General features: G+C 65.4%; 12 protein-coding genes and 1 pseudogene. 7 read left to right on the forward strand and 6 right to left on the reverse strand.

The genetic code is table 11. The features are described from left to right. Window positions 1–357: 357 nt before the first annotated feature. Window positions 358–897, reverse strand: a complete 540-nt coding sequence (locus ACPYOM_RS15485; RefSeq protein ID WP_481346643.1) for a CGNR zinc finger domain-containing protein — start codon at window positions 895–897, stop codon at window positions 358–360. 68 nt (window positions 898–965) lie between these two features. Here ACPYOM_RS15485 and ACPYOM_RS15490 point away from each other — a divergent pair, with 68 nt between their 5' ends. The 4 genes from ACPYOM_RS15490 (at window position 966) to ACPYOM_RS15505 (ending at window position 6,120) form a co-directional block, all read left to right on the forward strand. Beyond that, a complete protein-coding gene (locus ACPYOM_RS15490; RefSeq protein ID WP_481346644.1) occupies window positions 966–2,192 on the forward strand; it encodes an MFS transporter in 1,227 nt (408 codons plus the stop codon). 1,289 nt (window positions 2,193–3,481) lie between these two features. Beyond that, the gene (locus ACPYOM_RS15495; RefSeq protein WP_481346645.1) at window positions 3,482–3,913 is read left to right on the forward strand and encodes an ester cyclase; all 432 of its coding nucleotides are present in this window, start codon (window positions 3,482–3,484) and stop codon (window positions 3,911–3,913) included. Window positions 3,914–4,352: 439 nt separating this feature from the next. Then, complete coding sequence (locus ACPYOM_RS15500; RefSeq protein ID WP_481341966.1) at window positions 4,353–4,757, forward strand: hypothetical protein; 405 nt, start codon at window positions 4,353–4,355, stop codon at window positions 4,755–4,757. A 397-nt stretch (window positions 4,758–5,154) separates the two neighbouring features. Beyond that, on the forward strand, window positions 5,155–6,120 hold the full coding sequence (locus ACPYOM_RS15505; protein ID WP_481346646.1) for a sugar phosphate isomerase/epimerase family protein: 966 nt from the start codon (window positions 5,155–5,157) through the stop codon (window positions 6,118–6,120). 615 nt (window positions 6,121–6,735) lie between these two features. Here ACPYOM_RS15505 and ACPYOM_RS15510 read toward each other — a convergent pair. Further along, a complete protein-coding gene (locus ACPYOM_RS15510) occupies window positions 6,736–7,038 on the reverse strand; it encodes a hypothetical protein (RefSeq protein WP_481341968.1) in 303 nt (100 codons plus the stop codon). 1,412 nt (window positions 7,039–8,450) lie between these two features. Between ACPYOM_RS15510 and ACPYOM_RS15515 the strand changes: the two genes are divergently transcribed. Continuing rightward, the gene (locus ACPYOM_RS15515) at window positions 8,451–8,984 is read left to right on the forward strand and encodes a hypothetical protein (RefSeq protein ID WP_481346647.1); all 534 of its coding nucleotides are present in this window, start codon (window positions 8,451–8,453) and stop codon (window positions 8,982–8,984) included. 140 nt (window positions 8,985–9,124) lie between these two features. Here the strand turns inward: ACPYOM_RS15515 and ACPYOM_RS15520 are convergent, their stop codons facing one another. Continuing rightward, window positions 9,125–10,072: a DUF2971 domain-containing protein gene (locus ACPYOM_RS15520; protein WP_481346648.1), complete on the reverse strand. Its 948-nt coding sequence runs from the start codon at window positions 10,070–10,072 to the stop codon at window positions 9,125–9,127. A gap of 397 nt (window positions 10,073–10,469) precedes the next feature. Here ACPYOM_RS15520 and ACPYOM_RS15525 point away from each other — a divergent pair, with 397 nt between their 5' ends. Then, window positions 10,470–11,258, forward strand: a complete 789-nt coding sequence (locus tag ACPYOM_RS15525) for a TIR domain-containing protein (RefSeq protein ID WP_481346649.1) — start codon at window positions 10,470–10,472, stop codon at window positions 11,256–11,258. An 825-nt stretch (window positions 11,259–12,083) separates the two neighbouring features. Here ACPYOM_RS15525 and ACPYOM_RS15530 read toward each other — a convergent pair. The 3 genes from ACPYOM_RS15530 to ACPYOM_RS15540 form a co-directional block, all read right to left on the reverse strand. After that, on the reverse strand, window positions 12,084–12,290 hold the full coding sequence (locus ACPYOM_RS15530) for a hypothetical protein (protein WP_481346650.1): 207 nt from the start codon (window positions 12,288–12,290) through the stop codon (window positions 12,084–12,086). 240 nt (window positions 12,291–12,530) lie between these two features. Beyond that, window positions 12,531–13,376, reverse strand: coding sequence for a hypothetical protein (locus tag ACPYOM_RS15535; protein ID WP_481346651.1), 846 nt, complete (start codon window positions 13,374–13,376; stop codon window positions 12,531–12,533). A 321-nt stretch (window positions 13,377–13,697) separates the two neighbouring features. Further along, window positions 13,698–14,201: a tyrosine-type recombinase/integrase gene (locus tag ACPYOM_RS15540; RefSeq protein ID WP_481346652.1), complete on the reverse strand. Its 504-nt coding sequence runs from the start codon at window positions 14,199–14,201 to the stop codon at window positions 13,698–13,700. Window positions 14,202–14,422: 221 nt separating this feature from the next. Here ACPYOM_RS15540 and ACPYOM_RS15545 point away from each other — a divergent pair. Further along, a pseudogene (locus ACPYOM_RS15545) lies at window positions 14,423–14,789 on the forward strand (hypothetical protein); the annotation flags it as partial.

The following is a 14,789-nucleotide window of genomic DNA, read 5'->3' on the forward strand; positions in this document are numbered from 1 at the left end:
TCCTCGGGTGGCGGGACGTCGTACATCACGATTTCCGGAGCGTGATGCGCCAGGACAGCCTCTAAATCGCCCTCGTGCGCAGCGATAGCCCACCCTTCGATGAGGTTCCGGATGGCCACTTCGTCGTCGTTCATCCTGCGCACCTCCGTTTGACAGGGTGTTCACCCCTTCGCGCACTGGATCGGTGGGCGCCATGTCCGCTCGTCCAGAACAGCGGGCCACCTTCGGTCCCACCATGCCACTCACGGCTCACGCTTGAGGGACAACTGTGCTGACGCTCGGTCACCGACGTCGTCACGTGCTGGAAGCCCCCAGTGCAGAGTGTCCCGGCGGATTGGCTGAAGGCTACCCGGCTGGTCAGGCCGAGGGCTTGCCGCGGTAGCGGCGCACCTTGGCGCGGTCGCCGCAGGTGCCCATGTCGCACCAGCGCCGCAGCTTGCTGCGGGAACGGTCGAGGAAGGGGTGCGTGCAGCGGTCATCGGCGCAGAAGCGCACGACGGCCCCATCGGTGCGGTCGAACAGTTCCACTCCGGCCTGGGCCACCGCGGCGAGACAGGCGCCGGCGTCTCCTCGGCGTACCCGTCGCCCGTCCGGATCGAGAGTCTGCACCGGTCGCGGCCGGCGAGCGACGCGGTTGAGCGCCAATCGGCTTTGTTCGGGTAGCGGCGTCTCGTCGACCAGTGAGCGCACCAGGAGGTGCAGGTGTTCACGGAACCGGCGCGCCTGCGCGAGGTGGGCCGCGTCCACCTTCGGCTGACGGTCGACGAGTCCCGCTTCGACGTACCACCTCGCAAGGGCCGCACCGCTGGCCAGGCCCTCCTCGTCGGCGGTTCCGCGTTCGCTCAGCGTGCCGACGAAGTCCAACGCGGCATTGCCGGCGACATGCAACATGGCCATGTCACTAGTTTGACCGGTTACACGGTTGGTGGCAACGTCGACGGTGTAACCGGTCGAAGGAGTGTCATATGAGTGACAAACGCATCGGTACGTATGTGCTGGCTGCGGTGCTGGTCCGGTGCATGGACGCCGGCGCGACCGTCGGTTTGGTGCTGCTGTGCGCGGCCTCGCACGTGCCGTCGCCGTTGCGCACTGCCGGGCTCATCGGCGCCGCGCTTACCGCTCCCCACGCCCTCGGGTTCCTGTCCGCTCCGCTGCTGGACCGCGTCGCCGACCCGCGCCGTGTCGTGGCGGTGGCAGCAACCGTCTTCGCCGCCCTGTTGGCGCTGGTCACCACGTGGCTCGGTGCCACGCCGCTGCCGCTCGTACTGCTCCTGGCGCTCGGTGCCGGCGCGGCCGGTCCGATGCTCACCGGTGGCCTGAGCAGCCTCGCGGAGGGCCGTACCACCGACGACCGAACCCGCCGCCTGCGCGCACTCGATGCTCTCACCTACGGCGTGGCCGGGGCCGGCGCGCCGGTTGTCGTCTCCGTCCTGGCCGCCGCCGCCTCACCGCGCGGCGGGCTGCTCGCGCTGAGTGCCCTCGGCCTCGTGGGCGCCTTCCTGGTCCTGGGCTTGCCGGCGGCGCGGACGTCACCGGCTCGGGTTCCGCGCGCCCGCCAGCACGCCGAGACCGAGCTGCTCCACGGCGCCGACCCGTCGGGGCCCGGGGTCCGCGCCGGACCGGCCGCAGTCTTTCGCCACGTCCAACTGCGCCGCGTCGCGCTGCTCACGTGGGTCGGCGCGTTTCTGATCGCCGCGGCCCTCCTTGCAGGGATGAGCCTGGGCGAAAAGCACGCCAGCGGACATGGCGGGTGGGTGGCCGCGGCCTTTGGGCTCGGCAGCCTGACCGGCGGGCTCGCCCTGACTCTCCACCCGCCTCGGATGTCACCCGACCGTGGGATGACTCTCCTTGTCACCCTGATGGCTCCGGTGCTCTTCGCGGTCGTCCTCCTCGGCGGGTGGTTCCCGGTGCTGCTGGCGACGTACGCAGTCCTTGGCCTCGTCATGGCAGCACAGACCGTGCTGAGCCTCGCCGCCAGAGGCGAATATGCCCCGCCGAGTGCCCGCGGCTCTGTCTTCGTGACGGTCGCGGGGACGAAGGTGGCCTTCTCGTCCGCCGGGACGGCTCTGGCTGGCTTGGTGGCCGGGTTCGGTTCCCGATCGACGCTGGTGGCCGTCGCCGGAGTCGCGCTTGTCAGTGCGGCCTTCGCCGGCCTCGGGGTGCGGCGTTTCCCAGCCGAAGGTCGGCCGTAGACCGTACGGTGTGTCGTTCACCACGGACGGCACTTGTCACCGTGAGGGTGGCCGACGCGCGGCGGAATGACGTGAGCTGATTGGTGAGGGATCAGGACCGAACGTCACTGTCGAGCCTTCGACGCCGACGTTTCGGGAAGGCGGCTTCAACCCGAAGCATGGGGTCGCTGCGCGGTGCCAAGATGTGAGGGTGGCGTCAGACACTGGGATGGTGGCCTTGGGTTTCGGCAAGTTCGCCCGGGCGGATCGCATCTTTGCCCTCGAGCGAATCACCGGAGAGGGACGTGGTGATGGTCGCCGCACCCGGGTGTGGATCGATGGCATCGCTGATCCGTTGATCGCCTCACGGACTGAGGGCACCATCCTTCGAGACATGGGCCAGGAAACTGCTGTCGTCGGCCCCGAGTTAGACGAAGCCTTGGACCTAGCCGCACGTTTGGCGGCTGCGGCTAAAGAGGGCCGGGTGGATCTGAGCGACCTAGGCCGTCGAGCCCGGAGGCTTCTTGCCTCAACGACAAGGTCTGCCTCTGGCAGCGACGCGACCGATTGAGCGACACCGTTCGCTCGATCGGACGGGAGAGAACCGAACCGAAAATGGTGCTTCGCATTGTGCGCCCCCATGTTGGCCATGTCGAATCGCATGCAGATTGCTCCGGCAGGTTCGCTGGCCATCGTGCCGGCATGCGGGTTTGCATGCCAGCCAACAGCGTTGCGCATTGTTTCAGTCGGGAGGGTCACGAGCTTGTAAGCGCCGCAATGGCAGATGACCACGGCCGATCAAAGGAGCTCGGGACCATTACTACGGCTGATGTCTCCGCCGCTGAGCCATATCAGGCGTTTCCCTGGCCGCATCAGGACCTAGGGCATGGAAGATTGCCTATCCCGGCTCCGCGCCACCATCTGCGTGAGCAAGAGGACGTCGGCGTCACGTGTCGATGTCCTGGTCGGGCCTCTCGCGGCGCTCTGCCAGCTCTGCTCGCAATCGCCGCTCGTGGCGGCGCAAGTCAGCCACCCGAGCGGTCTGGCCAGGCAGCGGCCTCGACCCGGACCTTGCCTCCTCACGTAGGCGGTCCTCTGTCCGAGTCAACTCGAGGATCAACTCTTGGATGCTCAGGTGAGACAGGTCTGCCTCGGGCTCACTCCGCGGACCAGACACGTCTTCAGATTACGTCTGATGCGGTCACGTGACCCCCTCTGACTGACCCAGCGGAGGCACGCCGATGTGGGTGCGCGAGTCCGGGGTCAGGGTTAGATTGGCGGCATCATGGCTGCGGACGGGGATGATGCCGATGTCCACCGACGACAACAAGCGGGTCGTGGTCGAGTTCGTCCGACGTTGCCAAGATCAGCATGACCTGGCCTACGCCGACGAGGTCTTCCACCCGGGGTTCGTGAACCACTACCGGCCCGAGGGGCGGACCATTCCGAGCACGGAGCGACCAGCGAGCGGGTTCCAGGCCTTCTACGGGCAGCTGCTACAGGCCTTTCCGGATGCCCGCATGCAGATCAACGACCAGATCGCCGAGGGCGATCTGGTCAGTACGCGGAAGACGTTGCGCGGTACTCATCGCGGCGAGCTTTGGGGACTGGAGCCGACCGGCAACCACATCGAGTTCGAGTTCATCGACATCTTCCGCATCTCCGATGGCCTGCTCGTCGAACACTGGACATCCATGGACCTCGGCGCCTTGAAGAGCCAGATGCGTGGGAAGACTGCTTAGACCATTCGAGTCCCCTTCCCAGACGAGACGGGCCGTCGCTAGCGGCGGTGAGACGCGCGGTTCATGAGAGTGGTTCGGCGTTCCGAGTTGGCGTCAGGCGCAGGCTCCTGCGAGTGGGTCCTTGAATATCGGCGGCGTCCGAGCCCGGGCGAGGCATCGGAGTCCCGGAAGAACCCGGATCGCGTCTTCGCGGAATTCTTCGGGAATCGCCTTCGGCATGGTGCACGTCCTTCCAGCGCCGACACACATCGACGCAGATCAGATGTCCCCTATCCGTGCAGCAGACCCGAACGCACCCTAGCCACTAGGACGAGCGCAGCAATCCACGTCGCAAACCATCCTCGCTGCAAGGCCATGGCGGGTGACTCGAGGCGGTCGTGAGGCGGGGTGGGAGCGCGCGGTCCTATGAACGTCGGGCACGGTCGCCTACTCTCACGGCATGAACGAGTTCCTGGCGGCCCTCGCTGGTGCCGTCGTCGGCGGGCTCATCACGGCGGTGACGTCTTGGCGCCTGCTCAAGGCGCAGTGGGGGCGGGAAGATGCGGCTCGACAGGAGCGCGCCATCTGGGACGAGATCGAGAAGATCCACAATGCCCTCAAGAGCGTCCACATCGACGGCCCCCGGCTCGACCCCGGCGTCCTCGTAGAGCTGCAGATTCGACTTGGGCGGCTCGGCAACATCGTCGAGGCCACGCATCCGGCGCTGTACACCGTGATCGATGAGGTCATGACGAAGCTGAACAGTCCCCTGAGGTCCACGTGGCAAGAAGGGGTCGACGACCTGCTCAACCTCAGCCTCAACTGGCTGCGGGACCCGAAGACGCTGGGGCGGCGCCATTCGTGAGCGTGCACGCGGGCTGCAGGCCAGGATCTGCGTCACAGGCGAGACCGTGCAACGTGACCGGCTCCCGGCGGTGTGGCGCAGGTACGGATGCGACATCGCGACGTCGCATGGATGCGAGGAACTGCTCGCGGGTCTTCGCGTGACGCCGCGCTCGTGCGGGATTCGGCGGTGTCGTGGACAAGACATTTCCTCCCCAGATCGGTCCCCCCGAATGTGATGTTGGGTTCGTTGTGCTGCGGTTCACCGGGACGGCCAGTGCCGGGTCGCAGGAACGGGTCACCAGACCGCCCAGATGGGTCGCGTCCTGGCCGGGTCTTCCCATCCATCGTTTGTCCTGACATGCTGACATAAGCTCGCGGGTGGGCCGCGGCTGACGATCACTGGAAGGACGGCTTGCATGAAGATCGGGCTCATCACCGACTCGTTGGGTCACCTCTCGTTCGAGGACGCGCTGGACGTGGCCCAGCGGCTGGGGTTGGACTCGGTGGAGGTGGCCACCGGTAACTGGTCGGAGGCCCCGCACATCGACCTTGCGGCGGTGCTGGCCTCAGAGGGGGCGCGGCAGGAATTCGCGGGCAAGGTCACGGATCGGGGTCTGAGCCTGAGCGCCCTGAACGCAAACGGCAACCAGCTGCACCCGGTCAGCGGGCCGGCACACGACAAGGTCTTACGCGACACCATTGACCTGGCGAGCGCCCTCGGCGTGTCGACCGTGGTGTGCATGTCCGGCCTGCCCGCAGGGCGGGGCGACTCGGTGCCCAACTGGATCACCTCATCGTGGCCGCCGGAGAACCTCGAGGTGCTCGCGTACCAGTGGGACGAGGTCGCCATCCCGTACTGGAGAGAACTGGCGGGCTTCGCCCGTGACCGCGGGGTCCGCCTGGCGATCGAGGCCTGCTTCAACCAGCTGGTGTACAACCCGTCCACGCTGCTACGGCTGGTCGACGCTGTGGGCGACGACGTGATCGGCGCCAACCTGGACCCATCGCATCTGATGGGGATGGGCGCGGACGTGCCGGCCGTCATCCGGGCGCTGGGCGGTTCGATCATCCATGTGCACGCCAAGGACACCCGGATCGACAGCGTCGTCACCGCCCGCGATGGACTGCTGACCTCGCACCCGATGGAAAGGGCGAACCTGCGCTCGTGGAACTACGTGACCCTTGGTCTGGGGCACCCGGCCGGGGAGACCTTCTGGGCCGAGTTCGTCTACACGCTGCGCTCGGTTGGCTACGAGGGCACCCTGAACATCGAGCACGAGGACGTGCTCGTCAACTCGGTCGAGGGAGTCAGTAGGGCGGCGCGGCTGCTCCAGCGGGTGGCGCTCGTCGAGGCGCCCGACTGCAAGCCGGCCGACGTCTGACCGCCGAGGGAGAACCCCGCTCGCCACCGATGCGCGCGGACGTGTGGGGCACATCGATGCCGGGGTCGTCGGTGCTCACGGGTCGGCAGGCCGCGAAGTGCCGCAGCATGAGCCCCACCTCCGTGGGCGGTTATGCCACGAATCCACGCACCGTCGGGAACACTGCCCCCTGAGACGAGTCGCCACCTCGTTCGTTGCCCTGGTCAGCCTTGGCTTCCTTTCCGCTTGTGGACCCGAAGCGCCCACTCCTGCGGTTACGTTCACCTACACACCGCCTGCAGCGGAGGCGCCGGCGGCCCCGGCTCGCGACTCTAGCTTGCGCACAGATCGAGGCTCAGAAGTCGGTCATTCCCCTCAATGCTGACGGCTACGCCGACAGTTGCTCGAGCGAGTACGACCAGATGCTTCAGGCAGCTGGCTGCTGAAGTGCGCGTCGCACGGCCAGTCCCGGGTGCCCGGGGCCGGCCCCTTCGAGTGGCGGCGGTATGACCTGGCCCGATCTGGCTGGCCAGCCCGCGACGACTGTGACCCGGACTGCCTGGCAGTCCGGGTCACAGGTCACCGGTGCGGACTCCGGCACCTGGCTCGGTTTGGGGTCATCGCGGCCGGTGCAGTTCAGGCATGCGTAGGTGCCCTGACCTCGTTGACCACTTCGAACACCGTCTCCTGCGGGGGTTCGGTGAACCCGCCGGGGATGCCTTGCTGCATGCGTGGCATCAGGGTCGAGTCGCGGAAGGTCTCCCAGCTCTCCTTCGTGTCGTGCACGGCCACGATGGTCCAGCCGTCTGCAGACGGGCCGGCCGCGTGGAACACCTGCCCGGCCGGTAGGCTCCCGTCGGCCGGGTGAACCGCCGCGATCGAGGCCTCGTACTGATCCTTCGTACCACCCTTGAACTGGTGAACGACGCCGTAACTCATGAGGCTGCCCTCGCTTCTTCGGGTGCACCCCGGCCCGGATAGGGGCGGCCCGGGAAAGTCTCGGCGGGGCATCTCGACGCTACGCTCGGGCCGAAGACGTTGTCGATGGACAAACCAGCCCGCGGCGTTTCCAGTTCCCGCCCTGTGGCGCGGACTGGTCTGGCTCGTCGAGGACATTGGCGGAGTCGGACAGACCGCCGCCAGTTGGGTCGACGTCATTGAATCCGGTCGAGATGGCAGGAGGTTGGTGTTCGACATGGGCATGCTCGCCGGCGATCTGACGACCAGGGTCAGAGCCACGGATCGCCCCGCAGACTGTGAGGGATCTTGACTGACGCTAGCCGGCCGCTCACCGGCCGAGTCGACAGGCGTCCTAAAGCGGCGAAGTGACGCAGGGAGCGACAGCAGATTGCAGCGTCTCCTCCGACTAGGCGACTACTGATGCTGAGTCAGCATTTTGCGGAAGTCGTGCGGCTGCTTCGTCTTAGTTAGGACAGTGCCTGCTGTGCAGCAGGCGTGATTCTGTGGGCGGCCGGAACTCGGCGATGCCCCACGCAACGAAGATGTGATAATTGGGTGATGCTCCTAACCGCGCCAAACTGGCTAGAGTCCAGCTTTTGGGCCGCGATAGCCGGCGCTGTCCTCGCCTCCCTGCTCGCCGCCGCGTTGGCAGTCGGTTTGCGATGGGCAGACCTGCCACGGCCCTACTGGGTCTTTGCCCAGGGAGGCGCAGGAGGAGGCCCCCCGGGCGAGGGCGGTTCAGGCAGAATCACTCTCATCAACGCCGGCACCGGCCAGGCTGTGGATGTGTGGGTGACCGGAGTGAATTGTGATGCTCACATAACGGCTGAAGACCAGCCTGACCACGTCCTTGGCAATCGTGTGGTGACGTGCGCGCCTGGGGATGCTCTCACTATCTCCGTCACCTGGACGGACGCGCCGTTGCATTTGGTCGACGTCGAAGTCTCGTGGAGTCAGGCGTCTGTGCGCAGAAAGTCGCGCCGGACTAGCCTTTGGATCCACGTCTGGGGACCACCGTGGGTTCAACGGCCTCAACGTGTTGATCTCTCGCCAAAGGAGAGGCGGCGAAGGGTGCGGAAGGCCCGCTACCGGATGGGGCGTCCTTCGCAGTATCGGTGAGTCGCCACACCGATACGGCACGAGGCCCTGAAGCCACTCCGTTACGAGCTCGCGGCTCATGTCCCGCCGGGCCAGGCCGCAGCGATACTGGATGAGCCGACATCGCGCCCTCAAGGGAGCCCGGACCGCCTGGTCACCGTCTCGTGGGCCTTGGGGAGTCGACAGCGGCGAAGTGACGCGGTTGCAGAGCGGACTGGTACCTCCAGCGAGACGGTCAGGTGACGCGGTCCACGTCAGTCCTGAGGCCGCGGCTCGGGAGTAGGGTCACCGCGATGACCCACTCAGATCCCGATGACACACACACCACTCTTGGACGACAATTCCGGACGCCGGCCCACCCCGATGTGCTTTTGGCGCTCGGTAGGGCGCTCTACAACTTCCTCAGTCTGGAGGAGTCAGTAACCGCGATCTTGTATGAAGCGGGAGCGGCCCCGTTGCCTGTCACACGAGGGAAGATGGCTGGCGCGAAAGAAGCCGCGCTCCAAGCGCTGGCAGATGAATACCGATCTTCTCCGAATGGCCAGGATATCGCCGATGCGCTCACTCGGGCCGCTACTGAGTTTGGGCGGGCTCGAGGATCGATCAGGAACGAACTGCTGCACGCGCACCCGTTCACCGTCGGTGAGGACGCGGATGGCAGCTACCTCCCGGGCCTCGCGCATACCGCCAAGGACGGCGAGTCGTGGAAGACGATTGCTCGCAGCCCCCAAGATCTCCTTGACCTTGCCGGGGAGATCGAGAGGGCGCTCGACCCGTTGAACACAGCGCGGATGCTGGTCCGGGGCGCTCCGCTGACAACCCTTTAAGCTCCCATTCGCGGCGGGGTGACGCACCAGTGCGTCGCACATCCACTCCTCACGGCGAACCAAGCCGCTTGCTGCAGGGAATTTATCGGTGCCGCTGCTCCACTTCCGAAGCGTCCCCACCGGCGGCTGCTCCCAGTCGTCTACCGGAGAGGGACGTCAGAGGTTCTGACTGGCAGTTGGCGCAGACCCTGTTTGCCAAGCATGCCTTCGACAGTCGGAACGTTCTCCTCGGCAAGCAAAGGTCCGAGACGGATGCCTCTAATTGGAAGTGATGGCGCGTACGGTGGCCCACAGACAATATCACCGTTGCCGCCCGGAGCGGCCGTCAGCACAGCATACCCCGACACCCCCGTCGCGCTTGCTCGATAATCGACATGGTCTCGACCCCAAAAGAACGTTGCAACGACTCGAACCTCGTTCTCACCCGAGAATCCAGGAGACTTGATTATGTGTGCCATCCCTTCGAGGGCCTCCCGAGCGTCTTCTTGCAGCTGCTCTCCGTAGTGGTCCTTCGCTTCGAGGTCAGATTCCTGCTCCAGGTTCTTGATTTCGGCATCAACGCTGGCCACGAGTTCGTCCACAGCAGCGCCAATCTCTTGCTCGGTGTATAGGACGTGCATCCAGGGAGTTACGTTTGCAAGGCTCGCCACGGTCCTAAAACCGAATCGGGGATTTGCGGTCTTCACGGGCGGCTCCGGAGCGTTCTCCGAGAACGCCGCGAGTTGAATGCCCGCGTCCAGTTCTATCGAATATCCGCGTCCACCCGTCGCGTATAACCTCCATTGGTTTGCGTCATCATCCCGAGTCGATGCGCAGAGCATGAACACATCATGGGGCTTCTTGTTGCGGTTCGGCGTCGCATACTCCATCAACCAATCGCCCGCTGGCGTCTTCTCGTGCCTGCGAAGGTGATGCTGAATGGCCTCCCAGCCCTGACGCACTTCGGCTCTATCATTCAGGCTGGAGGCTTCCGAGGCCCAGATTCTTCCCGACGTGATGACCGCGAGCAGGCCAGCGGCGGAGGTGTAATGGTAGATAGATCCCGAGGCAATACGGATCGACTCGGGCATCAGGGTTGGGAGCGTCATGCGGAGAACATACAAGCGTGTGAAGCCGGAACCCCCGAAGTCGCCACGAGGCGCGGACGCCTAATCGGCTGCACAGGCAGTGCGACGCTTCCTAAGCGTTTGCGTGCATCACAAGCGCGGCAGGCCACTGCATCGGCTCCGGCCCTCGCCTAGGTCGGGGTCCGCTGAGCGGCCGGAGAAGGCTGGAGGCGGAGTGACGCGCGCTCCTGGGCAAGACTCACCCCTCGTTGTAGGGGCGCAATCGAGTGCCGTGAGAGCCGAACAGTTCAGATGGCGATTCAGTTGACTCTGCACACGTCGGCGTCTGTCGGCGACGTGGGCGGAGCGCAGGTGCTGTCGCGCGACGCCTGACGGCCCGAGGGCAGTAGCAGGGCCCATCCGCAATACACTCGCGCGCGTGAACATCGATCGAAAGCGCGACCTGGTACAGCAGCAGATCGCTGAAGCCAACGACGGCCACCCCAAGAACTTCGACGAGTGGCAGAACAAGACTGAAGTTGTTCTCCGAACGGTGTTCGGGGCGGCCTCCCCGCTACATGCAAGGTTTGAAGCCGTTAGGTACTCCCCCAGCATGTGGACGGTGGGCACAGACTTCAAGCCGTATGAAGTCGCTGGGGTGAAGGAGGCCATCACAATCTTGGAGTCGGCCAAACTTGAGCTTGAGCTCGCCGCAGAAGTTGATGCCGACGTGCGGGGTCCTGTGTCGGGATCTCAGCAAGACGCGCAGGATGGTCCTGGCGGCCGGATCTTCATCGTTCACGGTCACGATCAAGCCAAGAAGTATGAACTCGCCCGGTTCCTCGAGCGTCTCACCAAGGTGGAGCCGACCATCCTGCACGAGCAGCCAAACGGGGGAAGAGTGCTGCTGGAGAAGTTCGAATCCCACGCCGGCGCTGTAGGCTTCGCAGTCGTGCTTCTTACGGGCGATGACTTCGGCCGGGCCAAGACATCGTCCGACGGTGACCGGCTCCGTGCCCGCCAGAACGTCGTCTTCGAGCTTGGATTCTTCTGTGGCGCCTTTGGTCGCTCACGCACAGCCGTACTGTTCGAAGAAGGCGTCGAGATGCCCAGCGACCTTGACGGGCTCGCGTACATCCCGCTGGACGTCGCGGGAGCTTGGAAGGCGACGATCGCAAGGGAGATCGAGAGCGCAGCTATCGAGGTCGATTGGTCTGCCCTCCGGTAGCTACGCCAGCGTTCGAAACGCTGTCGCCCTGGCGAAGACGCGGCTCGCGGCGATAGACACACGCCGACAGACGGCGGCCTGATGCCGAGCCTCATCTGCCAGAGCTGGGCCTCGGTCTCTGTCGGACGACGAGGTTAATCTCCTCCCATGGCCAAAGGAGATCGCAACGCGCTCCGGGTACCGGCTTCCGGAACGCGCTGCCAAAGGTATGGGCAAACTATGAGGGTGAACGAGCAGGCGTACTTCGCTCGGACGCGCGATGGCCAACCGGGCTACCGACACCCTTCGTGCCCCAAGAAGTCTGCGAAGGTCGCGGACCGCGGGGGACGCGCTACTACTTCTCCCCGGCGGGGAGCCAAAGTACGAGTGGTATCTGAGCCTTGTTGCCTATGCGAGAGACTCCCTGCGGGGGCGCATCGCTCGATGGGGTCAGGGCAAGGCTCACGCCTCCTGCGCAAAGGCGGCCAGAGAGGCGGCTCGTATCCGTGAGGGGCTGACTTTTGCGAGTCAACGAAGCAGTGGAGGGCGCCGCGGACAGTCACCCAGGCAAACGCCCGAAAAATGCTAGCGATAGACGAGTGGCTCCTGCCAGTCGGGTTGAGGGCTATTGCATGATCCATAGCGGCGAAGTGACGCTCCCATTCAGTGCCGTCAACGGCCTTGGGGGTGAACGGCCGTGCAGCAACGGAGGCCATCGACGCCGCGCTACATGCCCTCCTTCCTACTACGTCGGATCAGTCCTAGTTCTGGTCCTCCGTGATGGGCAAACGAGCGGCGTAGCCGGTCCCGCGTCAACTCTCGGTATCCCCACTTGAACGTGAAGATTTACTCCAGCACGCTGCGTGAGCGCTGGCCGTACTCGAACTGAACCAAGGCGTTTCCGCCCCGTCTCAGCACCTCCCGCGCCAACTTCTCTTTGACTGCTCGAAGGTTGAAATTCTGGCGCGAAATCTCGACGCGAAGTAGCGCACCGTCAACATGTTCGTTCGGATGCTTCGCCTCGATGAAACAGACGCCATTGAGCCGGCTCACGGGAGGGACCCCCGCGCTCCGGCGCTTCGCGCCTACGCGCTCCCCACCACTCGCCGGCCACTCAAGCCGGGACACTGGGGTCCCGCTCATCGTGACTCCCAGGCCAACCACCCTGCGAGCCGCCGACCCGACGCTCGAGCATCCGCCCGACTCCGCACTGTGTCGATGGCGCTACGCGTCACTCCGTGATGGCCTCCGGTCGCCATTGACCCGGCCACTCCGTCGAGCTCTGATGCTCCGCTACCGGGTCGGTAGCTCTCCCCGATCGCGCGCCAGCCTGCGTCGCTCTCGACGAGAGGGGCCCTTCGGCGGACGTGGGAAGAGCTCCTCGAACGCATACAAGGCGGGCGCCCCGTAAGGAATCTGCCAGTGATCCTTCTCTCCTGCCCCCCAGTAGCCCCAGACACGGCGGAAGTACCTGACCGACAAAGGAATCCGATCGTCTCTCTTCCTGGCCGCACGGATCGCGAAAACGATGGCGGGGTCCAGCAGCAATTTCTGAAGGAGTGGATGACGCTGACACAAGTTCTGGAAGCGCTCTTGGCCCGGGCTAATCTCGAGAGTCGTCGGCTCGAGTCGAAAGTCGTCGGAGCGACGGCGCCAAGCCCTACCGGACGCATCGCGAAACTCGACAACGGCGAAGTCGCCTCCCACACCGCTCTCGGGAGTCCAACCTTCCGGCACAGCAAACTGCCGGTGCCCCCCGGGGCGCAGCAACGGGTTCGTCACGTGGACGTAGCCTTCGTCGGGGTAGAGCTTGCCCTCGGCTTGAAGGAACTCCCAGGACTCGGAGCGAAGAAACCGGATTCGCTCGACCATGATCAGCTGGTCGCTCTCGTTGTACACGGTGACGATGTGACTCGTCGATGTCACCTCACCCTGATCGAACGTCATCATCGCGCCCGGCCCGGCCGTCAGCGTCACCTTGCTCGCCTGGCGACGCGACTCCTCCTTGCGAAGGTTGTGTCGGTCTAGCGCTCCTTGCCTCAACAGAAAGAGGGAGATGCCGACTGCCACCAAGGTAAGGAAAGCGCCGGCTACGGTGCCGATCGATTCCAACACCGTCCAAATCGAGGTCTCGTTCACATCGTTTTCAGACGGGCCAACACCGGCACGCGTTCCCCGCGGCCTCTCCTGGCCACCCTCCCGCGCGCATCGGGCGAGGAGCCGGGCCGGCGGTGGCAGGTCCCAGCTCCCCTGGGCGGCCATGGCTCGGGGGACTACGTGAGTGACAATCAGTCCGCATCCGACCACCCAACGCAGGACGACCCTGGTGGGGATCACGCTCGGGCATCGAGGCGCCCAATGGGTCCGCCGTGCTACGGAACGCATATCGTTAGCGCCCCCATCGTGCAACGAGCGTGCAACACGATGCGGGCGAAGACGGTCGGCGGAGAGCACTGAGGGTCAGTCAGCCGGCCACGCCGGCCAAGCTCGTGCGGGCCTCGACGGACTTCCCAAGCCGGATACGCGGGTTCGATTCCCGTCGCTCGCTCCACACCGAAGCCGCAGGTCAGGACGCATCTCCCCACCTGCGGCTTCGTCTTTCGGGCCGTGCACACGGCACTGCGTGCAACGCACGTGCAATTGCGCGCCCTCGTTCGCGTCGTCCTCCGATGCGGTTCCACGGCGCGCGGCGACCAGGGCATTGAGGTGGTTGGCGAGGTCACGAGACCGGGACTCTGTGGCGTGCTGGTAGATGAGCGCGGCCCGCATCGTCGAGTGACCCATCCGGTGCATCAGCTCTCGGGTCGACGCTCCCGACTGGGCAACGAGGTGGTTACCCCTGTGGCGCAGGTCGTGGAAGTGGAAGCCCTCGGGGAGTCCGGCAGCCACGAGGGCCCGCGGCCACCCGACGTTGGCGCGCCAGTTACCACCGGGATTCTGCCAACCGGCCGACGCCTTGGACATGTCTCCAACGCCGACCGAGGAGGCCAACGCGTTCGGCTGCCAAGTCTGGAGCGGTCTGAGCACGCATCAGCCCCATCTTGCCGGACGGGGGTCGAGGGACGATCTGCCGGAGGTCGATGCCTCAAACGATTAGTTACCAAAATGCTGATGTCGTGCAGACCTTCCCGATTGGCTCTGCGGGTTGAGTCCGAAACGATTGAACCGACCGACACACTGTGCATGTGACGACTGCCGACATCACCGACACTTTCGATTCCGACCCGGCCGCCCAGAAGCCGGTCATGCCTGTGCGGACCCTGGACCCTCGCGTCGCGTTGGCCACCGGCGTGCACGCATGCCCGGGCGTGTACGCGCTGTTGTTGGGGTCCGGGGTGTCGACGGCCGCCGGTATACCTACTGGATGGCATGTGGTCGTTGACCTCGTTCGTCGCGCCGCTGCGGCCACCCACCCCGACGACGCTGCGGCGGTCGAGGCAGCGGCCGCCGACCCAGAAGCATGGTGGGCCGAACACGGTGACGGCCAGCCACTCGGATACTCCAACGTGCTGCGTTCGCTCGCGGCGACGTCGGCGGCTCGCCAAGCACTGC

The organism is Monashia sp. HAY1-2A, from assembly GCF_056755315.1.